Source organism: Trichococcus sp. TS_SC_9 (genome assembly GCF_056156325.1).
Map to the genome: position 1 here is coordinate 2,665,234 of NZ_CM149591.1, position 25,233 is coordinate 2,690,466.

A 25,233-nucleotide genomic window follows, 5' to 3' on the forward strand; every position below is an offset into this window, starting at 1 on the left:
CAACTCCTTGGTGTTTATGATAGGAACATTTTTCTGGGTTTGATGAAACCGGATTTGGTCGGATGCGGTTCGTACATCGCCACGATTTTGTCCTGATAGGTGAATAAAACGGGCGCGTCCATTGTTTCGAATGGCCCCTCTTTCGGCAGAACAGCGCCATTTTTGACCTTATCCCACAGTTCATCGTCAAGCGCAACCTGATGATACGTTCCGAATACCGAGTCGATTGGTTTCAGCCGCGCGTCAATGTCGTTGTTCGCCATTGCTTCAGCCACTTGCTGCAGCGTCAAGCAATCCTCTTTTGTGAAGGATCCGCTCATCGTGCGCGTCAGGTTTGACATGTGCGCCGGATAACCCAAAGATGCACCCAGATCGACGGCCAAAGTCCGCACATAGGTCCCTTTGCCGCAAGTGACCCGGAAGCTCCAGGACATCGTTTGCTCTTCCGCATGGTAGACGGGTTCTGAAATCCGCACGAAACTCATGACGTGGATGGTTCTTTGCGGCCTTTCGACGGTCAACCCTTGGCGGGCGTATTCGTACAGCCTTTTTCCGTTCACCTTGACCGCGGAATACATCGGCGGAACTTGGATGCTTTCGCCTACCATGGCTTCCATCGCTGCATCGATCTCAGCCAAAGACAAGTCTTGCGCAACCGGTGCCTTCGCAATCGTTTCACCTTGGCTGTCTTCAGTCGTTGTGGCGATTCCGATAGTGATTTCTCCTTCGTAAGCTTTGTCCGTGTCAGTCAAAAACTCGACGACTTTTGTGGCTTTCCCGATGCAAATCGGCAAAACGCCATCAACTTCCGGATCCAACGTACCAGTATGCCCCACTTTTTTAGTTTTCAATATTTTTCTCAGTTTGAATACGCAGTCGTGACTTGTCATGCCGCGTTCTTTCCATAAAGGTAATATTCCGTCCATATGTCTGTAACCTACTTTCTTCTACAACTAACCTATTATAGCATAATCTATTCTACAGGAAAAAACATCAACATTAGAAGAATATGCTTACAATCATAATGATAACTGCGTTACTTTTTCTGTAAAATCTGCTATGCTAAAGGAAATAAGACTGTACTTGAGGAGAATCAACATGCCAAACTTCAAAATTGTGACCGATTCCACAACGGAATTGTCCGCAGAAGAAATTGACAGATACGGAATCACCGTAATCCCGCTTTCATCCATGATAAATAACGTGCTGTATCACGACGGCGTCACCATAACCAAACCTGAGTTTCTCGAAAAAATGATGAACAGCAAAGAGTTGCCAAAATCATCTCAACCTGCAATGGGCACTTTTTTGGATAAATACAATGAATTGACAGCTGATGGCAGCGAAATTCTGTCCATCCATGTCACCGAAACACTGAGCGGAACCGTTAATTCTGCTCACCAGGCGGCTAAACTCGCCCACGGTAAAGTCACTGTCATCGATTCGAAGTTTTGTGCAAGAGCCGCTGCTTTCCAAGTATTGGAAGCAGCCAAATGTGCCGCTGAAGGATTGACAGTGGCGGACGCATTGCCTCGAATCGCTGCCGTTAAGGAGCGCACCCTGCTTTACATCTGCATCGTCAACCTGGAAAATATGGTCAAGGGGGGACGCATTGGAAAAACGATGGGACGCATCACAACCTTATTGAACATCAAAGCCAACCTGAAAATGATCGACGGCGCATTGACTACCGATATCAAAGGCCGCGGCACGAAAGCAATCGTAAAACGCTACGAAGAGATTATCGAAGAGCTGAAACAGAAATACCTGGATGTTGAAGCGATCGGCATCACGCATGTCGGCTTATCGGAATATTCAAATCAAATCGTCGACATGCTGAATGCTGCGTTCCCCAACGCCCAGCTGTACACGTCCTACGCCAGCGCCAGCGTCATGACCCACGCCGGCCCCGAAGCCGTATCCCTCCAATTCTTAATGAAAAACAAATAAAAAATGCCGCTATCTCCCGAAAATGGGTAATAGCGGCATTTTATTTTCATATGAATAAGAAATAGGATGTTATCCCGGTCAAGAGTGTCCCCAAAGTGAAGACTACCTTGAAACTCAGGTGTTTCGTTTTATGGCGGAAATGATGCATCCCCAGCAGTCCGCCTAGGCCACCACCAAAAAATCCAAGCAGAAGCAGGTTTCGTTCCGGTATACGCCAGGCTTTTTGCCGCGCTTTCTTTTTATCGACGCCCATCAAGATGAAAAGAAACACGTTCGCTAGGATGAAATATACGAGCACTGGATCTCTCATTGTTTTCCGTAACCTTGGCTCTGTCTGATGATTTCCACGATAACCGCAACGGCCTTCTCCATTGATTGGACAGACACGAATTCATAGCGTCCGTGGAAGTTTTCTCCCCCGGCAAAAATATTCGGAGTGGGCAGGCCCATGAAGGACAACTTGGATCCGTCTGTGCCGCCGCGGATCGGTTCGATGATCGGGGTGATCCCCAGTGACTTCATCGCCGTTTCAGCCAGATCGACTGGACGCATATCCTCTTTCAGCACTTCCCCCATGTTGTAGTACTGATCGTGCATTTCGATTGTGATGCGTTCTTCAGTCCATTCCTTGTTCATGCGCTCCGCAAGCGAAAGCATAGTCGTTTTCCTGTTCTCAAAAAGATCCTTGTCATGATCTCTGATGATGTAGGTCATTTTACTTTCTTCCACATTGCCTTCGATGCCCAACAGATGATAAAATCCTTCGCGCTTTTCTGTTTGCTCAGGTACTTCATTTTGCGGCAAAGCGCTGTCGTAAGCGATGGCCAACTTGATTGCATTCACCATTGTGTCCTTGGCAGTGCCTGGATGCACATTTTTGCCATGGATCGTTACGATAGCTTGCGCAGCATTGAAGCTTTCAAATTCAAGTTCTCCCAATGGGCCGCCGTCCATCGTGTAAGCAAAGTCGCAGCCGAAAGCAGCCACATCAAAAAGATCAGCTCCACGGCCGATTTCTTCATCCGGTCCGAAAGCGACTTTTATGTCCCCGTGTTCGATGTCATCCGCTGCTTTTATCGCTTCCAACGCTGTGATGATTTCGGCGATGCCGGCTTTGTCGTCCGCACCCAACAACGTTTTTCCGTCAGTAGTGATCAAAGTCTGGCCGATGTAGTTCTTCAAAGAGGGGAAATCCTTAGGTGAAAGAAGCACCTGTGCTTGCGCATCCAAAATCAAATCGTTTCCCGCATAGTGATCCCAAATAAGCGGATTTACATTCGCCGCTTCAAAATCAGCTGTGTCCATGTGGGCGATGAACCCGATTGCAGGAAATTCTTTTTGGGAATTGCGTGGCAAAAGAGCCGTCACGAAACCATTTCCCTCATTATATTGGATATCCGAAAGTCCGATGGCTTCCAGTTCCGGCATTAAAATATTTTTTGCGAAGTCCACCTGATTTTGGGTAGAAGGCACGGTCAGGCTTTCTTCATCCGATCTTGTCTCGAATTTAATGTATTTCAGAAAACGGTCCACTAATTTTTCTTGCATTTATTGACATCCTCTCACAATTGACTGTCGAAAATAAAAGGATCCGTATTGATTTCGGAAGCGATGACTTCCAGATCCCACTCATTCTCTTTTTTCCATGTATTGAATAATTCCAATAATTTCGGTTTGCAGATCTGTTCGATGTGATGGCCCGGATCTATGACGGTCAATCCATCAGCCTGCATATCGTGGGCCGTGTGATAGTAGACGTCACCCGTGATATAAACATCTGCACCCTTTTTGATTGCTTTCCGATAATATTTGCCGGCATCCCCGCCGCAGATGGCAACACGAGAGATCGTCTGATCCAAATCGGCTGCGATAAAGCGCATGCCTTCGATCTGAAAAACATCCTTCACGTACTGGATAAAGGAACGCAACGACATCGGCAATGCCAGATTGCCGACCCTTCCCAAACCATATTCACGCTGGAAATTATTGATTGTATAGATTTCATAGATGGGTTCTTCGTAAGGATGCGATTCATACAGCGCCTCCAATACTTCCGCCAAATACTTGTCTTCGACGATCATCTCAATTTTCTTTTCTTGCACCGCTTCGGGTTCGTTGATGTGGCCGATGGCAGGTTTTGCGCCTTCTAGCGGAGTGAAGCGACCTACCCCTTGCGCTTCATAGGAGCAGTGAGTGTATTCGTCGGAAATGTTCCCCGCGCCAGCATCTGTCATAGCGACACGGACACGATTGCATTCCGCATTCGGCACGCATACGGATATTTTTTTCACAGGAACGCGCTTCGTGACGTCCATAATTTCAACATCCAACAGCCCCAACGCCTCAGAGAGCCAATCGTTCATCCCGTTATTCGCGTTGTCCAGATTGGTATGGGCCGCATAGACGCTGATGTCATGTTTCAGCAGATCCACATACATCTTTGTTTGTTTGTCTGAAACGTCCAGATTTTTTAGCGGTCTGTAAATCGGGGGATGATGGGAGAAGATAAAATCGACTTGCTTTTCGATGGCCTCCTGAACAACTTCCGGACGGACATCGAGCGTCACCAAAATACGGTGGACTGGACGGCTCAAGTCTCCCAAATGGAGTCCCACCGGATCCCCTTCCTCTGCCAGCCAAGTCGGAACATGCGATTCGAATAACTCGATGAATTCATAACCAGTAATGCTTTTCATCCCAGCACCTCTTTAATTTCATTGATTTTATTGATCACTTGCTGTTCTTTTTCGTTCAGATTGTTGCTTGCTTTTTGCATGCTGTCCAATATGTATTGGCATTTGTCGATTTCGGATAACCATTTTTTGCGGAACGTTTCATTTTTTTTCTGAAGCAGGAAACGGCCGAAGCTGTATTCCAACTCCGTGTAGTTTTCTATCGTCCCTGCATTTTCGGCAACGATGATTTCATAAATCTTTCCGTTTTCTTCCAATATCGTTTCATCGATGATTTTGTATTGATGGGCAATCAACCATTCACGCAGTTTCTTTTCCCCATTATTGGGCTGAAGGATCAACCGTTCCACACCAACCAATTTATCTTTTAGTCTGCCTTTTTCCAGAATTTTGGAAATCAAGTCCCCACCCATTCCGCAGATGGTGACGACATTTATATGATCCATCGGCTCGATCACATCCATGCCGTCGCCAAGTCTGGCACTGACACGATCGCCAACTCCTGATGTTCTGATCTGTTCCGTTGCCGATTCGAAGGGCCCTTTCACAACTTCCCCTGCCAATGCGTAATTAATGACGTCGCGCGCTGCCAAAACACAGGGCAAATATGCGTGATCCGAGCCTATATCGGCCAGTCTGGCATTTTCAGGCACAAAACCTGCGACTGTCTCGAGTCTTACGGATAATTGTTGATTGTTCAACCTTATCCCTCCATTTCCATTTTTGCTGATAGCTCTATTTTAGCATAATTCTATTTCATATATCCCATTAATCCTCATATCAGTCAGAAAATGGCATAAGAAAAACCCGAGTGCAATACCTCGGGTTGGGGTGCTTATTACTCAAGAAAGTCTTTTAATTGTTTCGAACGGCTCGGATGACGCAGTTTGCGCAAAGCTTTCGCTTCGATTTGACGAATCCGTTCGCGGGTGACGCCGAATACTTTCCCAACTTGCTCCAATGTCCGTACATTGCCATCATCAAGTCCGAAACGCAGACGCAAAACGTTTTCCTCACGGTCGGTCAAAGTGTCCAACACTTCCTCAAGTTGTTCCTTCAGGAGTGTTTGGGCAGTATGGTCAGCCGGACTCAGGACTTCCTGATCTTCGATGAAATCGCCTAAATGGGAATCATCTTCTTCTCCGATAGGCGTTTCCAAAGAAACCGGTTCTTGGGCGATTTTCAGGATTTCTCTGACTTTTTCAGTCGGAAGGTCCATTTCGGCACCGATTTCTTCCGGTGTCGGTTCGCGTCCTAGATCCTGGAGCAATTGACGTTGGATACGGACCAATTTATTGATTGTTTCAACCATATGCACAGGGATACGGATTGTTCTGGCTTGGTCAGCGATGGCACGGGTGATGGCTTGACGGATCCACCAAGTTGCGTAGGTGGAAAATTTGAACCCTTTGGTGTGGTCAAATTTTTCGACAGCTTTCATCAGACCCATGTTCCCTTCCTGGATCAGATCCAAGAATTGCATCCCACGGCCCACATAACGTTTTGCGATGGAAACAACCAGACGCAAGTTGGCTTCAGCCAATTGTTGTTTCGCTTCCTGATCGCCTTCTTTGATGCGGAGAGCCAAATTGACTTCTTCCTCTGCATTCAACAAAGGCACACGGCCGATTTCCTTCAGGTACATGCGGACCGGGTCGTTGATTTTCACTCCGGGAGGCACAGCCATCGGGTCTTCTTCTTCATCTTTTTTGGCTGCTGCTGGTTTTTCAGGCTTCACTATTTCTTTGGCAAGTTGACGAGCAGTCGGACCTCCGTCTGCGTCTACGACACTGACACCGCCGTCTTCCATTTTTTGTATGAGCTTATCCATTGCATCCGCGTCCAATTGGAAAGGTGTAGCTATCTTGTCGGCCAATTCGTCGTAGAAGACGGACCCCAATAATTTGTGTTCTGCGATCAGCTTTTTGGTTACCTGTTCTAACGTGAAACCTTGATCATTTTTTTCGATTGCCATAAAATGATTCCTCCATTCGATGCGGGCTATTTCTTTGTTGCTTTTAATTCTTTTGAGAGGGAAACGATTTCCAACATGATTGTCTTCAGACGCTCATTGTCATTTTTCTTTCGGGCTTCCTTCATTTCTGCCTGTTTCTTGGTCAGCTGGTCCTGAAGGGACGACTTGTCCCGGATGATATGGACGAGATCCTGAATTTCTTGATAGGTGACTTCCGAATCCAATTGGAACCATTCGATCTCCGTAATAACATTTTGAAGTGCTTGATTGTTGATGCGGTCCAAAAAGTGGTCGATATTCCCGACCAACCCCGTCTGCCTGAAAAACTCTTCATACAAAATGTAGATTGTTTGATAATCATCGTGGATGAAATTGAAATCTGCATCAATTTCGTTCAGATACGACCAGACTTCTTCGAAATGAAACAGACGGTAAAGCAGTTGTTTTTCACTTTGCTCTGCCTGGGTCACTTTGCGTTTGTTCGTGCTTGGATACACCGCATGAGAGGCTGCATCAGGCGACATGGTTCGCCTGACCGGCTCGCGTTCAGGCCGTTGCTGCAGCACCTCTTGTTGATACCCCTTCAATTGCTTCTGCAGGATATCTACCGGAATACTGAATTCATCCGCGATATCCTTCATGTAAAGCTCTCTTTCGATCAAAGACTCTAGGGGGGCCAATGCCTTAAGCATGGTTTCGATATAGGTGATGCGATTTTTTTCGGAATCCAGATTCAGATTCATCTTGAGGTAGCGTGAATAGAACTGAATGACCGTTTCCCGGTTGTTTTTCAGTGCCTTGGCGAACGCCTCGTGGCCTTTCTCTTGGATGTATTCATCCGGATCCATACCCGCTTCCAGCGGGAAAATCGAAATATCGAAGTGCTTGTTGCGTTCCAGTATTTCTATGGCGCGCTTGGTCGCTTCGACACCGGGACGATCGCCGTCATAGGCAATGACAATTTTGTCGGCTGTCTTCGTCAGTATTCGGTTCTGTTCATCCGTCAGACTGGTCCCCATGGAGGCGACGCCATTTTTAACACCCGCTTGCCAAGCGGATATGACATCCATATACCCTTCAAATAGGATCACTTCTGAATTTCTCCGGATTTCACTGCGGGCTTTGTCGAAGTTGAAAAGGAAATCCCGTTTGTTGAACAACAGTGTTTCGGGGCTGTTCAGATATTTTGCTTCATGGTAACCTGTTTCATCCGCTGGGGTTGCATGCAGAATTCGGCCGGAAAAAGCGACCGTCTTTCCTTTAGCGTTCCGCAACGGGAAAATGATCCGGGCTGAGAACCGATCGAAAAGTTCGTTTTGGCCTTGCCTATCCGTGAAAATACCACTTTCCTGAAGGAGTCCTTCATCGAATGCCTTCGCTTTCAGCATTTGAAAAAGTGCTGTCCGATTGGATGGAGAGAAACCTATTTGATATTCTTTTAGTGTCTCCGGCGTGAAGCCGCGTTGGATCATGTAATCCAGCGCAGCTTGCCCCGTAACGGTGTTCATGAGCACCTGATGGTAAAAAGCCGCAGCTTCCTCATGGATTTGGATCAATTTTTCTTTTTTTGACTGAAGCGGATTATCTTGCGCATGGTTTTCGTACGAGAAATCCAATTCAATGTTGCTTAATTCGGCTGTCTTAATGACTGCTTCAACGAATGAAATACCCTCGACATCCATCAAAAAAGTAAAAACATTCCCTCCTCTTCCGCAGCTGAAACAGTGAAAAATCTGTTTTTCTTCTGCTACAGAAAATGAGGGGGTCTTCTCGTCATGGAACGGGCAAAATCCGAAATGATTCTTGCCTCTTTTTTTGAGTTGTACATATTGGCTGACGACATCAACAATATTTGTTTCGGTTCTGATCTGCGCTAATTTTTCTTCTGAAATACGTTCTGCCAAATGTCTCCCACCTTGAAGAAATGTCTTCATTTTATAAAAACGCGCATAAAGATGCAAAATAAATTTTACCACATCTGCACAACACATGCAAATATTTGCTCAGGCGGGCATCAAAGCGGTGATCTTTGCTGTTCTTCCTTCAGATCTGGAACTTTCACAAAAAACAACAGGATCCCGCCGATCACGAACAGGATGATCAGGGCAAAAACCCCATCCAACGAGTTTCCTGTCAGCTGCGAGATGACCCCGACAAGCAGCGGACCGACCACTGCCGCAAATTTCCCGAAGATGTTATAGAATCCGAAGAATTCGTTCGCTTGCTCTTTGGGAATCAGTTGGCCGAATAAGGATCGGCTCAACGCCTGCACGCCTCCTTGGGCTGTACCTACAAGAAGCGCCAAAATAATGAATGTCAGCAAGGAGTCCAACTGCAATGCATAGATGCAAATGAAAATATACGTTACAATACCCACAAAAATCATGTTCTTGTTGCCGAACCGTTTGGATGCACGCCCGTACAGGATGGAGAATGGGAAAGCCACGAACTGGACAACTAGCATGACTACAATCAGTTCATTCGAAGAGAGGCCGATATCCGATCCGACCGCAGTCGCCATTTTGAAGATGGTCCCAACCCCGTCGATGTAAAAGAAATAAGCCAGCAAAAACAAAAAGGCTTGTCTGTATTCCTTGATGTTCTTCAGCGTTTCCCATAATCTGAGGAAACTCTTGCGGATCACGTGCGGTTCTTTTTCGATGTAATAGTTCTGCTTGACATTCTTCCAATAAGGGATGGTGAAGACGAACCACCAAATCGCAGTAAGGATGAAGCCGCCTTTCACAATGCCACTGGTGCTCACTGGCAAAATGCCGGTCAATTGGAAAAAAATAAAAATGACGAACGGGATGGAACTGCCGATATAACCCCAGCCGAAGCCTGCAGAGGAAATGCGGTCCATCCGTTCATCGGTCGTCACGTCCATCAAGGAGCCGTCATAGAAGATATTCGCTCCAGAAAAACCGATAACCGAAAACATGTACAATCCCAACAGAAACAGCCAATTTGCAGCAGGCACAAATACGAACCCGATTGTTGCGAAAATACCGGCCAATGTAAAGCCTGTAAATAAAGGATTGCGGAAGCCTTTGTAATCCGCGACGGCTCCCAACACAGGAGCAAGCAGCGACACAACCAAAGTGGCGGCCGCATTCGCATATCCCCAATAGGCTGTCGAGTCAGCATCCGTCAATCCGCCGCTTTCCGCGATCGACTTGAAATACAAAGGGAATACCGCCGTTGTGATCATGATGGAGTAGGCCGAATTCGCCCAGTCCTGCATGATCCAACTTTTTTCTTCGGTGGTATAACGGCTTAGCTTTTTCTCAGTTCCCATATTACCCTCCCCTGTTCTTTTCGTTCGACGAGAAACACCTTGTCTGACCCATCATAACGAATGGACAAAGAATGGGCAACACCCAATAGTAGGATGTTGCCCATTGTTTTTCAATTATTTTATTCTTGTGCTGCTTCATCATACTCAGCCAATATTCCCTCAATCAAGGTCCAGGCTTTTTCCAAACCCTCACCCGTTTCTTTCGAGAACATGATCAAGGACTCATCACTCGGAAGATTCAAAGCTTTTTTGATGCGGTAGAAATGTTGATTCCATTTTCCGCGCGGAATTTTATCGCATTTGGTGGCGATGACCGAATACGGAAGATTGTAATATTCAATGAAATCCTTCATTTGAATATCGTCTTCGGTAGGCTCGTGACGAAAATCGACAATCAAAAAGACATGTTGTAACGTATCCCGTTGTGTGAAGTACGTCTCTAACATTTGGCCCCATTTTGCCCGTTCCGTTTTTGAAACTTTTGCGTAACCATAACCCGGAACATCCACAAAATAAAATGAATTATTGATCAGATAGAAGTTCAAAGTCTGGGTCTTTCCCGGTTTGCTTGATGTCCGCGCCAACGCTTTGCGATTGATCAGTTTATTGATGAACGATGACTTGCCCACATTGGACCGCCCCGCCAAAGCGATTTCTGCAAAGCCAGTGGCCGGGTATTGTTTGGGATCGACCGCGCTCATTACGATTTCCGCATCTTTTACGTGCATTTATTTCCACTCCTTTTCAAAGCCGTCTGCAATTGAAACGACGCTTAATACTATTTCTGCAACCGACTGTCATGATTATGCGAAAAAATCCGGAAATCAGATTGGAAATTGTCTGATTCGCCGGACTTCAAACGCAAGCTCATGTTTAGTTGATCTGTTTACCGTCTTCATCGAACAGCAACGGCGCACCGATGCCATTCACTATGTTATCGGTTATGACGCACTTCACGATTTCATCTCTGCTTGGGATATCAAACATGATGTCCAGCATGATGTTTTCGATGATGGAGCGCAATCCACGAGCACCTGTGTTTCTTTCCAGTGCCTTTTTGGCGATGGAGCGTAATGCGTCATCTTCGAATACCAATTCGACGCCATCCAACTCAAGTAATTTTTTGTATTGTTTTACCAAGGCATTTTTTGGTTGTGTCAGAATATGAACTAAATCGTCTTCTGTCAACTTTTCCAACGCAGCCATAATCGGTAAACGACCGATAAATTCCGGGATCAACCCGAATTTCAACAAATCTTCCGGTATGATCTGCTGCATGATGCTCTTGTCTTCCAAATGTTTGGCTTGCGGAGAGCCGAAGCCGATGACTTTCTCGCCAAGACGCTCTTTCACGATCGTTTCGATGCCATCAAAGGCACCACCAACGATGAATAAAATGTTCGTCGTGTCGATTTGGATGAACTCTTGCTGCGGGTGTTTTCTGCCGCCTTGCGGTGGAACGTTCGCAACAGTGCCTTCCAAAATTTTAAGCAGCGCTTGTTGAACCCCTTCACCACTTACGTCTCTCGTGATCGATACATTTTCACCTTTACGGGCGATTTTATCAATCTCGTCGATGTAGATGATTCCGCGTTCAGCCCGCTCGACATCAAAATCGGCAGCTTGAAGCAACTTCAATAGGATATTCTCGACATCCTCACCAACATATCCGGCCTCCGTCAAACTTGTCGCATCAGCAATCGCAAATGGGACATCCAGGATACGCGCCAATGTTTGGCCAAGGAAGGTTTTACCCGAACCAGTCGGGCCTATCAAACAAATATTACTTTTTTGTAACTCTACATTATCGTCTTCTGACATCATGCTCATTTGACCGATACGCTTGTAGTGATTATAGACCGCTACAGACAGCGTCCGTTTGGCTTTTTCTTGACCAATCACATATTCGCTCAAAATCTTTTGGATTTCCTGCGGTTTTGGCACCTCGGTGAATACCGCTTCGCTTGGTGCATAGATTTCTTCTTCGATGATTTCTTTGCATAAATCTACACACTCATTACAAATATATACATCCGGCCCCGCAATGATCTTTTTCACTTGGTCCTGAGATTTTCCGCAGAATGAACAATGTATTGTCCCGATACTTTCATCATGGAACACAATCATTCTCCTCTCTATATACTTACTTTCCGATCCAGTATAACTTGCCAGGATAGGCCAACTGCTGTGGCACATTGACCCTGACCGCTTACGAACGGTTTACATCTTAACACAGAAAGGAAAAATTGAAAAAGAATATGATCCGTTTACCTAGTGGGGTTAAAGTCCGAATATATCCCTGAGTATAAACAGATGGGACACTGACTATGGAAGACAATGTCCCGATCTCTGTATTCTGTTTCAACTTTTCTTATGCTTCGATTGCTGAATCAGTGATGATGCTCATCGCTTTCTTCATTTGGATATCGTTAGTCAACATATCAGGGCTGACCAATCCACGAACACGGTCTGCATCCATGTTATATTGTTTTGCTAGTTCTTCGATTTCTGCAGCGACTTCTTCTTCAGAAACGACGATGTTTTCATCTTTGATGATTTGTTCCAATACTAGTGATGTTTTCGTGCGTTCATCAGCATCAGATTCCATTTGGACGTGCAAGTCTTTTTCAGTAGTACCTGTGATTTGGTAGTACAATTCAGGAGAGATTCCTTGACGTTGCATATCATTCAGGAAAAGATCCATTTGACGGTGCACTTCATCGTGAACCATTACGTGCGGCAATTCAACGATTTCAGCATTGGCAACGGCTTGTCTCAAAGCTAAATCCTGAACAGCTTCGTCAGCTGCAGCAGTTCTGCTTTCTTCCAATTCCTTGCGGATTTTAGCTTTCAATTCGTCCAATGATGCTACTTCTTCGTCGACATCTTTTGCGAATTCGTCATCCAAAGCAGGTAATTGTTTTGTTTTGATTTCGTGTACGATTACTTTGAAGGTAGCTTCTTTTCCTTTAAGATCTTCAGCTTGATAGTCTTCAGGGAAAGTCACGACAACTTCTTTTTCTTCTCCAGCTTTAACGCCGACCAATTGTTCTTCGAAACCTGGGATGAATTGATTAGATCCCAACTCCAAAGAATGGTTTTGATCTTTGCCGCCTTCAAAAGCCACACCGTCAACGAATCCTTCGTAGTCGATTACAGCTGTGTCGCCAAGTTCTGCGCCTTCTTCTTTAAGGACTAATTCAGCTTGACGCTCTTGTTTTTCTTTCAAGTTGTTTTCTACATCCTCATCTGTAACGATGCGGTCTTGTTTTTCAACTTTAAGATTTTTGTATTCTCCAAGCTTCACTTCAGGTTTCACTGTTACTTCAGCAGCGATGACCCAAGGTTGGCCTTTTTCCATGCTCTTGATGTCAATTTTTGGTTGAGAAACAGGATCCAATCCAGCTTCTTCGATAGCTTGTGAATAAGCATCAGGCAAAGCGCCATTCAATGCGTCTTCGAATAAAGACTCTTCACCATAGATATTGTTGAATACGTGACGAGGAACTTTACCTTTACGGAATCCAGGAACGGAAACGTTCTTTTTCACTTTGTTGAAGACCTTATCCATTTCTTGTTTGATGATTTCTTCTGAAATTTCAAATGTTAAGACACCATCGTTAGTGCCTGTTTTTTCCCAGTTTGCAGTCATTTACTTTCCTCCAAAAATCTTGATTTTATTGCAATTAATTTGATATTGCACACTCTCCAATACTACACTAGAAAAGCGGTGTTGTAAACAAAAAGTGCTTCATTATTCCGTATTCGTGTAAAAAATGTGCCCGTTATCAATGCTTTAGCCTTCGATTTTAATGCTTTCTTAGATTTCTTTCATCATATGTTTTTGGTATAATCATTCAATGGGGGTGATCGTCAGTGGCCGTAAATTATCCGAACGGCAAAAAGTTCCATGCCGAATCGCATATACCGAAAACTGCAAAGAGGAAAGACTTCGTATACAGCAACCGCGGAATGACGCTTGAAGAAGAGATCAACAGCAGCAATGAGCATTACCTTTCATCAGGAAAAGCCGTCATCCATAAAAAACCGACGCCTATCCAAGTCGTTAAAGTGGATTACCCCAAAAGAAGCGCAGCCGTCATCAAAGAAGCTTACTATCGGCAATCCTCCACTACCGACTACAACGGCGTTTATAAAGGTCTTTATCTGGACTTTGAGGCCAAAGAAACAAAAAACAAGACAGCCATACCCTTGAGCAACTTCCACGAGCACCAGATCATCCACATGAAAAGGTGTATCCAACAGCAAGGAATCACGTTCGTACTGATCCGTTTTTCCTGCTTTAACCGCGTTTTCTTGCTGAACAGTTCCTATTTGATTGACTTTTGGGAGAATACATTGAATAATGGCCGTAAATCGATCCCATTGGCATTTATAGAGGATAATGGGTTCGAAGTGGCATACGGATTCAATCCCCGATTGGATTATCTGGATGCAGTGGATAAAATGCTTGAATGCACTATCAAATAATTAAGAGGTGAACCACATGCCGAATGAAGGCAATAATACACGATCACGCGCAACCAACAGAAAGAACAACGGAAATACAAAAGGCCCACGCAAAACGGCCTTGAAAGCGAAAACGAAAGCGAATACGAAAAAAACCGGGATGCCGCTCTGGAAGAAAATAATCTTCGGTGTTTTGGCCCTGGGGATGATTGGACTCGCTTCCGGAGCAGGACTCTTCTTCTACTATGTTTCCTCCGCTCCCGAATTGACCGAGGAAAAATTGGTCGGAACGGTGGCATCGACCATTTTGGATGCCGACGGAAACGAAATCAAGGAGATTGGCGGAAACGATCAGAACCGGACATTGGTCACCCCTGAAGAAATCCCGCAAGTCTTGAAGGACGCTATCGTATCTATAGAGGACCAACGTTTTTACGATCATAACGGCGTCGATCCGATCCGGATCATCGGCGCCTTGTTCGCGAATCTCCAGCAAGGCGGTATCTCGCAAGGCGGAAGCACCATCACTCAGCAATTGATTAAATTATCCTATTTTTCAACCAGTTCCGAAGACCAGACCTTGGAACGAAAAGCTCAGGAAGCTTGGATGTCTATGCAACTGGAACGGGAATATACGAAAGATGAGATTTTGGCATTTTACATTAATAAAGTATACATGTCCAACAATGTCTACGGTATGGGAACGGCCGCTGAATACTTTTACGGCAAATCCATCACCGATGTGACAATCGCTGAAGCAGCCACTTTAGCGGGCATGCCGCAAGCCCCTTCCTTGTATGACCCAATCACTAACGCGGTGGACACTCAGGCTAGGCGCGACCTTGTTCTGGACATGATGGTCGAGAACGAAAAGATCACTGCCGAAGAAAGTGCTGAGGCAAAAACGGTTCAAATACAAGGCAGCATCATTGATCACTCTGGTGATGTCAACACATCATTGGTGATCGATCCTTACATCCAACTCGTCATCGATGAAGTCACTGAAAAAACCGGCTTGGACGTCTACGAAGGCGGACTGACGATTACGACCAACATCGATATGGATGCACAGCAACGTCTGTACGATATCGTGAATACTTACGATTATATCGAATTCCCGGATGATCTGCTGCAGACAGGTGTTTCCATGGTCGACGTCAATACCGGCGCCATAGAGGCAGTCATCGGCGGGCGCAACCAGAATGTCCAACTTGGGCTCAATCGCGCCTCCACACTGGAACGCAGCATTGGTTCGACCATGAAACCATTGGCGGTCTACGGACCTGCCATCGAATACTTGGATTACTCAACAGGCACGTTGGTCGTCGACGAGGAATACAGTTACTCCGACGGCAGCGAAATCAACAACTACGACAACAAGTATAAAGGCGATCAGACCATCCGTGAAGCGTTGGTCGATTCGCGCAACATTCCGGCATTGAAGACTTTCCAGGAAGTCGGTGCGGATAACGCCTTTTCATTCCTGCAAAAATTAGGCATCACGATTACGAACGATGACCAGGAATATTTGGTTGAATCCAATGCGATTGGTGGCGAAGCGACACCGATTGAGCTTTCTGCAGCTTATGCTGCCTTCGCCAACGGGGGCACTTATTACGAGCCTTATACGGTCCAATCCGTGACGACTTCTGAAGGTGAAGAATTCACCTTCGAACCGACGGGAACCGAAGCGATGAAGGAATCCACAGCCTATATGATCACCGATATGCTGAAGGACGTCATCACCGAGGGAACGGCTACGAATGCCCAGATATCCGGCTTGCCGCAGGCCGGCAAAACCGGTACTACCAACTATACAGATGATGAATTGGCCGCAGTCGGCGGTACAAACGTACCTTATGCCGCTCCTGATGCCTGGTTTGCCGGATATTCGACAAGCTATTCCATTTCGGTATGGGTCGGCTATGACAATTCTAAGGAATACGGAAACTTTTTGGATTACCAGACACAAAGTCTAACGCGCGATATCTATCGTGAGTTGATGTCCTACGTTTCCGAGGATACCGATTATGCCGATTGGACGCTGCCTGCATCGGTCAGCCAAGTATCGATGGAAAAGTACACTGATCCGATCATGAAGCCCGGCCCAAATACGCCAAGCAGTCTGATCGCCACAGAACTTTTTGTCAAAGGAACGGAACCCACTTCCACCTCCAAAAAATACGGCGTGACTCTGTTGGCGCCTTCCGGTTTGAAGGCTAGCTACAACACCGATAAGGACGAATTGACCATCGAATGGGACAAATATTCAGCCAGCGGCACCGATTCAAATGCACAAGCGCAATACACGGTGACAGCAGGTGGCGCCTCTGAAACGACAACAGATACCAAAGTCATCATTGATAATCCTGATAAAGGCACAATCACGATTTCCTTGCTCGTCAAAGTCAGCTCAAGCACATCACCTGCTGCAACTATCCAGTTGACCATCGCCGACCCGGCTCAGGAATCCTCCAAAGCGGAGGAGAAAGATAAGGAAAAGGCATCAAGCGAATCCTCATCATCTTCATCCAGCTCATCAGCGGAAAGCGATGAATCATCCTCCGCTGTGCAGGACGACGAAGAATCAACTCAGAATCCATAAAAAACAGCCAGCTCCCGATTCAAAGGAGCTGGCTGTTTTTTTGTTCCGGATCCCGCAGACTGCACTCGTCCACTTCATTTCAAACCCAACCGTTTCTGCCCTTCCTGGCACATCGAAAGCAATGGGCAAACGTCGCATTTGGGATTCCTGGCTGTGCAATGATACCTGCCGAAGAAAATCATCTGGTGATGCGCATCGGACCAGCGCTCCTTCGGAATTTTTTTCATAAGCAACTCTTCCACTTCCAGCACTGATGCTTTCTGGGGAGCGATGCGCAGACGTTTGGATATCCGTTCCACATGGGTATCCACCGCAATCGCTGGGATTTGAAAACCGACACTCATGACCACATTTGCTGTTTTGCGCCCCACTCCGGGCAACTTGGTCAGTTCTTCAAGTGTGCGCGGCACTTCGCCGCCAAAGTCCTCCAGCAGCATTTTGCAGCATTTTTGGATGTTCGCGGCTTTGTTCCTATACAAGCCAATCGTCTTGATTTCTTGCATGATCGCCTCAAGTGGGGCTGCCAGGAAAGCTTCGGGCGTAGCGAATCGCCTGAACAGGCCTGGCGTAACTTTGTTGACGGAAACATCCGTTGCTTGGGCGCTGAGGAGCGTCGCAATCAATAGCTGAAATACGTTCTGATGCAGCAGTTCGCACTCCGCATTCGGGAATAGCGCCGCCATCTCATCCAGTGCTTCTATAGTCTTTTTTTTCGATAGCATTATTCTTCACCCCACCTATGCGTCCGCCTCAGTGTCCAGCCAGTTGTATAGTGGAACTTCCATCGGCGCATCCGTTCCTGTCTTTTCATCGAATTTGTCCTGATTGGTTTGGGGCCGCGTCGATTGCTGCTGGATCAGATCTTTGACGCTTTTGATATTTTTCTTCTCCCAGGCCAACAGGATGCGGTCGATGTATTTAAGGCTGTAGACGCGATTCAATACCGCTTCTTTCAAAGCTGATTCGATCAATTCGAGCGGATAGTGGTCCATATCGATCCAACTCGCAATGGTCTGCATTTCGATGGGCGATAAGTTCCTCCCGAATTCTTGCTCGAACATGGTCATGATATTCTTTCCTTGTTGCTGGATGGGCTGTTTTTTCTCGGATCGTTCCATCAATTGGAAAAGCCGTTGATAAATCGGATCCAAGGAATAGGAATCCTCCACTTTTCCCGCGAGATCATTTTTCGTCTCCATCAAAATCATTTGCTTTTGCATCAGATTATGCAGCAAGGAAAAGACATCCTTTTCGGCAATGCCCATATTTTCGGCGATCAGTGCCAGATTCGGAAAAGGTATATTCTTATCGATGTAAGCTTTCAGCTGCAGCACAAAGATAAATTCGTTATCCGCAAGCCCAATCCTTTTGTAGTTCTGCAGCAATAAATTGGGAATCAGAGTCTGCCCTGATTCGATCCATTTGGTTAATTCATTGTATGACATCTTATCAAAAAACTCCTTTGGAAAAACTGAAAGTGGAACAAATAGCTGCTATTTGCCCCACTCCCATTCTGTTGTGATTAAATTCAGATTCGCGAAACGCCCTGGTTAAGGGTAGATTCTGTTCAGTAGACGAGGGAACGGAATCGACTCACGGATATGTTCGGTTCCGGAGATCCAAGTCACCATTCTTTCAAGTCCCAATCCGAATCCGGAATGAGGCACTGAACCGTATTTGCGTAAATCCAAATACCATGAATAGTCATCCTTGCTCAGCCCGAATTTCTCGATCTGTTCGCTTAGGCGTTGGTAGTCCACTTCACGTTCGCTGCCGCCGATTATTTCTCCGTATCCTTCCGGAGCGATCATATCCGCGCACAGAACGACTTCCGGACGATCCGGATGCTCTTTCATGTAGAAAGGCTTGATCGCTTTCGGGTAATTAAGGATGAATACCGGTCTTTCCGATTGGTTCGCGATAAAGGTTTCATGAGGCGAACCGAAATCATCGCCCCAGACGATATCGTCGAATCCATTTGCGTTCAATAAGGCCACGGCATCATCATAGCTGATGCGCTCGTACGGCAATTGCGTGTATTTTTTCAGCAACTCCTTGTCGCGCTCCAGCGTATCCAAGTAGAGATCACAATTATCCAGCACCGATTGGACCAGATAAGCGACATACTTTTCCTGGACTTCCAGACTTTGGTCCTGATGCATGAAAGCCATTTCCGGCTCCATCATCCAGAATTCGATCAGATGGCGGCGCGTCTTCGATTTTTCGGCACGGAATGTCGGACCGAATGAAAATACTTTTCCGAAGGCCATCGCTGCCGCTTCCATGTACAACTGTCCACTCTGGGACAAGTATGCTTCCTCATCGAAATACTTGGTGTGGAACAGCTCGGTTGTCCCTTCAGGTGCGCTGCCGGTCAGAATCGGCGGATCCACCTTGATGAAGCCTTCTTGATTGAAGAATTCATAAGTGGCGCGGATGATTTCGTTCCGGATCTTCATGATGGCGTGCTGTCTGGATGAACGCAGCCAGAGATGACGATGGTCCATCAAGAAATCTGTCCCATGCTCTTTAGGCGTGATCGGATAATCTTGGCTTTCTCCCAGCACTTCGATACCGGTGACGAGCAATTCGTAGCCAAGCTTTGAACGGGCATCTTCTTGGATGATCCCTTTAACGATCAAAGAAGTCTCTTGCGTCAGCGATTTTGCGACGTCAAACAACTCTTCGCCGACATCATTTTTCATAACGATGCCTTGGAAATAATGAGCGCCGTCACGTAATTGCAGAAAGGCGATTTTTCCGCTGCTTCTTTTGTTGGTTACCCAAGCACCAATGGAAATCTCTTGCCCTAAATGTTCTTTCGCTTGATCCATTGTGATAAGTGTCAATCTAGTCTACCCCTTTTTCCACAAAAAACAGTTTATTTTTTATGGGTTTCGATAAATTTTTTGATGCGGTCTACTGCTTCTGCGAGTAGCTCTTCTCTGACAGTATAACTTATTCTGGCGTAATCAGGGTATCCAAAACCATCGCCCGAAACCAAAGCGACATTAGCCTCTTCGATCAGAGCCAGCGTAAAGTCCTTAACTTCCTCAAAACCGCACATCTCGGCGGCTTCTTTGACATTCGGGAACAAGTAGAAAGCTCCTTGAGGTTTTGTTACCTTGAAACCAGGAATGCTGGCAACAAGCGGATAGAAAAAGTTCAGTCGCGCTTCGAGTGCTGCGCGCATTTCCTCAACAAAATCCTGCGGTCCGGTCAAAGCAGCCAGTGCGCCATATTGGCTCGGTCCGGCAGGATTGCTTGTCGAATGGCTGGACAGTTCGATCATTTTGCTGATGATTTCCACATTTCCGATTGCATATCCGATTCTCCAGCCTGTCATTGCGTAGGTTTTGGAAATGCCGTTGATGATGATCGTTTGGTTCTTGATTTCTTCTGAAAGTGAAGCGATTGAGATGGCTTTATTCCCGTTATAAGTCAGTCGGTAGTATATTTCATCGGCAATGATCAAGACGTCGTGTTCAACCGCCCACTCGCCGATCGCCTTCAATTCTTCAGGCGTATAGATCATACCGGTCGGGTTCGACGGCGAATTCAAAAGCAAAGCAACCGTTTTTTCGGTGCGATGTTTTTCCAGGTCTTCCACAGTCAGTTTAAAGCTTTTTTCAGGCGCCGTTTCGACAAGCACGTTGACGCCGCCAGCCAACTTGATCTGTTCGGTATAACTTACCCAGTACGGCGCAGGGACGATAACTTCATCTCCGGGATTAAGAATGACCTGGAATAACGCAAACAAAGCATTTTTGGCACCTTCAGTCACGATGACCTGATTGACGGCGAAAGTGACTCCGTCATATTTCTGATGATAATCCACAATCGCTTGACGCAATGGCAGGATACCGGCAGTCGGGGTGTAGTGGTTTGCTTTGTTTGATTGGATCGCCTCTACTGCAGCATTCAGAATAGAAACGTGCGTATCGAAGTCCGGTTCCCCTACGGTCAAGTTCAGGACATCCTTCCCTTGCGCTTTCATGACGTTGACTTTAGCTGATGTCGCCAATGTCGGGGATTCGCTTATTTTTTTCATTCTCTCAGAAATTTTTACCATCTCAATCACTCCAATTTATATATTTTCTATATCTTTGAGCCATTTACCAGAAATAGCGGATATCAAATAGTAACCAATCGTATCATTTGCATTTTTGTAGGTGACTTCCCAAACCGGTTCTTCGTTCTCTATCCCCAGTCTTGCCTCCAGAATCCGTTCAGGGTTCTTGTCCGCCTGAGTGATTGACTTGGCTTCACTTTCGGTGATGACTTCCGCCGTATTCAGGATAGTGGTTTCACCGCCGTCTTTCTTGATGATGACATACAATTCTTCGTTCTTGTCATCGATGCCAGCCAGTGTGAAATACGTCTCCGATCCATTGTACCAATAAAAATCCTGGACTTTCTGGATATTGGCGTTCGTTTCCGCTATGGCGGTTGCTTCTTTTTCCGCTTGCAGCATCGGCTGCTGGCTTCGGTAAAATATCGTGTAGGAGCTGACGATCATCAGGAAAAGAAGCACAATCGTCCCAACAATGACATTCTTCTTCACATCTTCCACTTCCTTATCTTTGGGTGAAATTTAATCGCAATCTCACCTAATTGTTAATGATACCTTAAACTTCATGCTGATGGAATATCCCGCCGCATTATTTTTTCAGAAATTCTTGAATTTCCGCATTTATTTCTGCTTGATCGGCTACTTTTATCCCTACGCCCTCCGGAAGCATCTGTTGCATCCGTTTGGAATAAGTGCTTTTTATCAATCTGTCGTCCAGGCAAATGACGACGCCTTTCGTATTTCTGGAGCGGACGAGCCTGCCTATCCCCTGTTTCAGGCGGATCATCGCTCGCGGAAGAAACTCTTCATAGAATGCCTTCTTGCCTTTATCCTGGTGAAAAGCTTGGAAGGCGGCATTTTCCGGACGATGCGGCGGATCGAAAGGCAGTCTGGTGATCACCAGGATCTCAACAGCTTGATCGGAAAAGTCGATGCCTTCCCAGTAAGAAGCAGAGCCCAGCAAAATCGCAGCCTCGGCCGACATGAACCGATTGTGCATCCTTCTCCGGCTGCCGGAAAAACCTTGAGCGAGTATTTCCGTACCCGGGAATCCGGAAGAAACAGCGTTTTTGAGTTGGCTATGAACTTCCTCCAGCAAGCGGTTGGATGTGAATAAAACCAATGCTTTGCCTTGTTGCGGCAGCACGATTTCTTGCAAAGTCGAAACAATCTGTTTCGCCGCCTGTTTGTCGTCCAAAGAGGTGATGGCAGTGATATCTGTCGGAAGGAAAATCCGCAACCGTTCGCTCAACTTGTAGGGAGAAGCAAAATACGCTTCCTGCAATTCGGCTTCGCCGATTTTATTTTTGAAATAGTCCAGCGAGTCATCCACTTTGAGAGTCGAACTTAAATAAACGGTTCTGCTGAATCGCTCTTCTATTTTTGAATGGATTTCCTCCGAGAGATCAATTTGGTTTATTTCGATTGCCAGCGAAAGCAAGTCATTATCCCAATTGTATTGCAGCACATGATACGTACCTAGGCGGTCTTCAGAAAAATAGTGCAGATTGACTTGGACTGCCCCCAAGTCCTCCAAAATTGCCTTTGCGCGGGGACCCATAACCGGATCATTCCTCAGGTCGGCTTTATCCAGGCAACGCATGGCGGCAAGCCTTGTCTCCTCTATATACTGGTGCATTTTCTTGAATATTTTTTTCATTCCATTCTCAACCAAAAAATTTTCATCAAGAAAAACTTCACCTTTTTCCCCCACCTCATGGATAAGGGAACGCACCAATACTTCTTCGGAATGGGCACATTCCTGCTGTAGTTGATCGATCGCGAATTCGAGGTTGAATAAATCATAGTCCAGGGAAGCGCCATTTGGATCCTTTTCTATTGCCTCGCGATAATCTCGGAGGAAGTAGCCGAAGCGCTTCAAACGCCGTTTCAGGATGGATAGGGCTACACTTTTCTTGTGCGCATCCTGATAGACGCGCGGGAACTGATGTGCCTCATCGAGGATCAAGTTGATGGAGTCGCAATGGTCAAAAATTGCCAAATCATCGATGTGATGACTCAAAAAAGAATGGTTTGTGACGATCAGGCTGGATTGTTCTGCTTTCTTGTTATTGAAGGCAAAGAAATCATCCTCGGCCCACTTCCCTTTTAAAGGGGCTTCGTGGCTTTCAAAGGTCAGCTTATCCCAGAGAAAATCAAAGTTCTGCGCTTGGCTCAATTCGCTGATATCACCGGTTTCCGTCTCGGTCAGCCAGACATAGATGCTCATCATGATCAAGGATTCTTTTTTGGTGAGGGCTTCCAAGGTCAATGCGGCCAATTTCTCCAGGTGGACGATGTTCGTCTTCCCTTTCAATGAACTTATCTGCAGCTCAAATGGCAGCATTTTGCGTAACCGGGTCATCTCGTTATCCATGATCTGTTCCTGCAAAAGCAGTGTGGAAGTGCTGATAAGGACTTTGTTTTTCGGCGTTGCCTGATAAGCAGCAGGTAGCAGATAGGCCAAAGTCTTCCCGATGCCCGGCGCAGCTTCAATTGCCAAATTTTCAGAATTTTCGGCTTGGTGGAAGTCGAAAAGTGATTGCATCATCTCAATCTGCTCTGCACGGATTTCCAAGCCGTGATTTCCCATCAGGCTTTTGGCCACTTCCGAAAAATCGGAAATTTCTTTTTCTCTATAAGCCGTCTGTTCCGAGAGTATGTCTTTTTCCTTCAGCGCCAACCCATTTTTGACGTAGATTTTCTGCGGAAGGGGGGAGCGCATCTCTTTGGCGGTTTCATAGCTCTCATAAAAAAAAGAATCGTTGTCCACCTGACAATGCGCCGACAAGAAATTCAACTTTTCCAGCGTGACCAACGGCAAGTTGTTGGCTTTCTCCTTCAACTGGAGGAAAAGTTCCGCAGTTGCTCGCGCATCGCTTGCGGCATCATGGGCACTATCATGCGTCAGAACGAAGTGGTTTGATAGATCTCCCAACCGATAACTGGATAAGGTCGGATACAGTATTTTCGTCAACTCCACCGTGTCCATCGCGCGCAGCGAAAGCGGCGGCATGCCGACTTCTTGGAATGAATAGTCCAAAAAATGGTAATCGAAATGTACGTTATGCGCTACAAAAACGCACCGTTCTAACGTGTTGTAGATGAAATCGCATACGTCTTCAAAGTAGGGAGCCTCTTTGACATCTTTATTCTTGATTCCCGTCAGCTTCTCGATGACATCCGGTATTTTTCTGCCGGGATTGATGGTTATATTGATTTCCTGAACTATTTTGCCGGCCTGAAGCAAGGTACACCCGAATTGAATGATCCGATCCCCTCGTTTAAAGCTGGATCCCGTTGTCTCAAGATCGACAATGGCGTAGGTTTTCTTCATAAAAACAATCTCCTAAATAAACAGAAGCTTCTCCTGTTCCGGTATTTCTTTCTGCAAGACTTGCCCTGAAGGTATCTTATAAAAACAGGAGCCTCTCCGATCAAACTGTGCATTGCATGCAACTCACCTCATTATATCCTATGTCGTGGCTATTGTTACCGTAAAATCGATAATTATCGGATTTTTTTGATGGCCTGCATGAACAGGTTGCCTACCCGGCATCACAAAAATGGACCCTCGCTTTAGCAGCAAGGGTCCATTTTTTGATCTATTAAACGATTTCAGAATAAATATCTTTCACATTTTTTTCTGGATCGATTACAATATATAATTGGTTTTCTGATGAAACGAATGAAGATTGATGTTCATTGTCGAATCCATCGGTATCCAATGCTTTGTAAGGGAAGTAGATGCGGTCCACTTCTACAATGACGTCGGATTTTGGATGATCCTCATCTTGGTACAGGATATCCATTTTTTCGATGTCCTGATGGCTCGCAACGCGCTCGAACATGCCTTGTTCAAGTCCGCCCAAGTTGATATCGCTCGTATTGACGTGATCTGCTTCTTGGTTAATTTCGATACGCAAAGATTCGCAAGGGTGGATTTCTTGGAAATCACTGTTTCCGATTCGGCCGTAGCTCGTTGTGACTTGTTTGATCCATAGATCTCCGATATATTCACGCTTGATCGTCCATGTTTCGCCGTTTCTAAAAATAAATCTCAAACCTGTCATTACTTTTTTCATCGAAATCACTCCTGATATATTTACTTTTTGAATATGTAACTATTTTATCATATTTTTTATCAAGTGGGTACCCATACACTTCCGA

Annotated in this window: 21 protein-coding genes; 3 read left to right on the forward strand and 18 right to left on the reverse strand. The window is 45.9% G+C overall.

From position 1 onward, the window contains the following. Positions 1-14: 14 nt before the first annotated feature. A complete protein-coding gene (truB, locus tag AC0J5I_RS12960; protein ID WP_475300642.1) occupies positions 15-926 on the reverse strand; it encodes a tRNA pseudouridine(55) synthase TruB in 912 nt (303 codons plus the stop codon). Between the two features lie 172 nt (positions 927-1,098). Here truB and AC0J5I_RS12965 point away from each other — a divergent pair, with 172 nt between their 5' ends. Then, positions 1,099-1,950, forward strand: a complete 852-nt coding sequence (locus AC0J5I_RS12965; RefSeq protein ID WP_475300644.1) for a DegV family protein — start codon at positions 1,099-1,101, stop codon at positions 1,948-1,950. A 46-nt stretch (positions 1,951-1,996) separates the two neighbouring features. On the opposite strand, the gene AC0J5I_RS12970 is transcribed toward AC0J5I_RS12965, so the two are convergent. The 10 genes from AC0J5I_RS12970 to tig form a co-directional block, all read right to left on the reverse strand. Then, positions 1,997-2,260, reverse strand: a complete 264-nt coding sequence (locus AC0J5I_RS12970) for a DUF1294 domain-containing protein (protein ID WP_107995351.1) — start codon at positions 2,258-2,260, stop codon at positions 1,997-1,999. Beyond that, positions 2,257-3,498: a peptidase T gene (gene pepT, locus AC0J5I_RS12975; RefSeq protein WP_107995352.1), complete on the reverse strand. Its 1,242-nt coding sequence runs from the start codon at positions 3,496-3,498 to the stop codon at positions 2,257-2,259. Before pepT ends, AC0J5I_RS12970 begins: the two co-directional genes overlap by 4 nt. 14 nt (positions 3,499-3,512) lie before the next feature. Next, the gene (locus tag AC0J5I_RS12980; RefSeq protein WP_475300654.1) at positions 3,513-4,646 is read right to left on the reverse strand and encodes a Nif3-like dinuclear metal center hexameric protein; all 1,134 of its coding nucleotides are present in this window, start codon (positions 4,644-4,646) and stop codon (positions 3,513-3,515) included. After that, entirely contained in the window at positions 4,643-5,344 is a 702-nt protein-coding gene (locus AC0J5I_RS12985) for a tRNA (adenine(22)-N(1))-methyltransferase (protein ID WP_475300659.1), read from the reverse strand. Before AC0J5I_RS12985 ends, AC0J5I_RS12980 begins: the two co-directional genes overlap by 4 nt. 137 nt (positions 5,345-5,481) lie before the next feature. Next, a complete protein-coding gene (rpoD, locus tag AC0J5I_RS12990; protein ID WP_107995355.1) occupies positions 5,482-6,618 on the reverse strand; it encodes an RNA polymerase sigma factor RpoD in 1,137 nt (378 codons plus the stop codon). A 26-nt stretch (positions 6,619-6,644) separates the two neighbouring features. After that, positions 6,645-8,522, reverse strand: a complete 1,878-nt coding sequence (gene dnaG, locus AC0J5I_RS12995; protein ID WP_475300665.1) for a DNA primase — start codon at positions 8,520-8,522, stop codon at positions 6,645-6,647. Between the two features lie 110 nt (positions 8,523-8,632). Further along, a complete protein-coding gene (locus AC0J5I_RS13000; protein ID WP_475300669.1) occupies positions 8,633-9,916 on the reverse strand; it encodes an MFS transporter in 1,284 nt (427 codons plus the stop codon). Positions 9,917-10,035: 119 nt separating this feature from the next. Further along, on the reverse strand, positions 10,036-10,644 hold the full coding sequence (gene yihA, locus AC0J5I_RS13005; protein ID WP_475300673.1) for a ribosome biogenesis GTP-binding protein YihA/YsxC: 609 nt from the start codon (positions 10,642-10,644) through the stop codon (positions 10,036-10,038). Between the two features lie 145 nt (positions 10,645-10,789). After that, positions 10,790-12,043: an ATP-dependent Clp protease ATP-binding subunit ClpX gene (clpX, locus tag AC0J5I_RS13010; RefSeq protein ID WP_107995359.1), complete on the reverse strand. Its 1,254-nt coding sequence runs from the start codon at positions 12,041-12,043 to the stop codon at positions 10,790-10,792. Between the two features lie 244 nt (positions 12,044-12,287). Beyond that, complete coding sequence (gene tig, locus AC0J5I_RS13015; protein WP_475300677.1) at positions 12,288-13,568, reverse strand: trigger factor; 1,281 nt, start codon at positions 13,566-13,568, stop codon at positions 12,288-12,290. Between the two features lie 224 nt (positions 13,569-13,792). Here tig and recU point away from each other — a divergent pair, with 224 nt between their 5' ends. After that, positions 13,793-14,407, forward strand: a complete 615-nt coding sequence (gene recU / locus AC0J5I_RS13020; RefSeq protein WP_107995361.1) for a Holliday junction resolvase RecU — start codon at positions 13,793-13,795, stop codon at positions 14,405-14,407. Between the two features lie 16 nt (positions 14,408-14,423). Further along, entirely contained in the window at positions 14,424-16,991 is a 2,568-nt protein-coding gene (locus tag AC0J5I_RS13025) for a PBP1A family penicillin-binding protein (protein WP_475300683.1), read from the forward strand. Positions 16,992-17,065: 74 nt separating this feature from the next. Here AC0J5I_RS13025 and nth read toward each other — a convergent pair whose 3' ends face one another. From nth to AC0J5I_RS13060, 7 genes are all read right to left on the reverse strand, one after another. Then, a complete protein-coding gene (gene nth / locus AC0J5I_RS13030) occupies positions 17,066-17,713 on the reverse strand; it encodes an endonuclease III (protein ID WP_107995363.1) in 648 nt (215 codons plus the stop codon). Between the two features lie 15 nt (positions 17,714-17,728). Next, the gene (locus AC0J5I_RS13035) at positions 17,729-18,436 is read right to left on the reverse strand and encodes a DnaD domain-containing protein (RefSeq protein ID WP_475300690.1); all 708 of its coding nucleotides are present in this window, start codon (positions 18,434-18,436) and stop codon (positions 17,729-17,731) included. Between the two features lie 105 nt (positions 18,437-18,541). Next, on the reverse strand, positions 18,542-19,825 hold the full coding sequence (gene asnS, locus AC0J5I_RS13040; RefSeq protein ID WP_475305722.1) for an asparagine--tRNA ligase: 1,284 nt from the start codon (positions 19,823-19,825) through the stop codon (positions 18,542-18,544). A gap of 47 nt (positions 19,826-19,872) precedes the next feature. Beyond that, positions 19,873-21,063: a pyridoxal phosphate-dependent aminotransferase gene (locus AC0J5I_RS13045; RefSeq protein ID WP_475300693.1), complete on the reverse strand. Its 1,191-nt coding sequence runs from the start codon at positions 21,061-21,063 to the stop codon at positions 19,873-19,875. A 15-nt stretch (positions 21,064-21,078) separates the two neighbouring features. Beyond that, positions 21,079-21,555 carry a cell wall elongation regulator TseB-like domain-containing protein gene (locus AC0J5I_RS13050; RefSeq protein WP_475300697.1) on the reverse strand — a complete coding sequence of 159 codons (477 nt, stop codon included), beginning with the start codon at positions 21,553-21,555 and terminating at the stop codon, positions 21,079-21,081. A 97-nt stretch (positions 21,556-21,652) separates the two neighbouring features. Further along, positions 21,653-24,400 carry a helicase C-terminal domain-containing protein gene (locus AC0J5I_RS13055; protein ID WP_475300700.1) on the reverse strand — a complete coding sequence of 916 codons (2,748 nt, stop codon included), beginning with the start codon at positions 24,398-24,400 and terminating at the stop codon, positions 21,653-21,655. Between the two features lie 271 nt (positions 24,401-24,671). Beyond that, complete coding sequence (locus AC0J5I_RS13060; RefSeq protein ID WP_107995368.1) at positions 24,672-25,148, reverse strand: hypothetical protein; 477 nt, start codon at positions 25,146-25,148, stop codon at positions 24,672-24,674. Between the last annotated feature and the right edge of the window lie 85 nt (positions 25,149-25,233).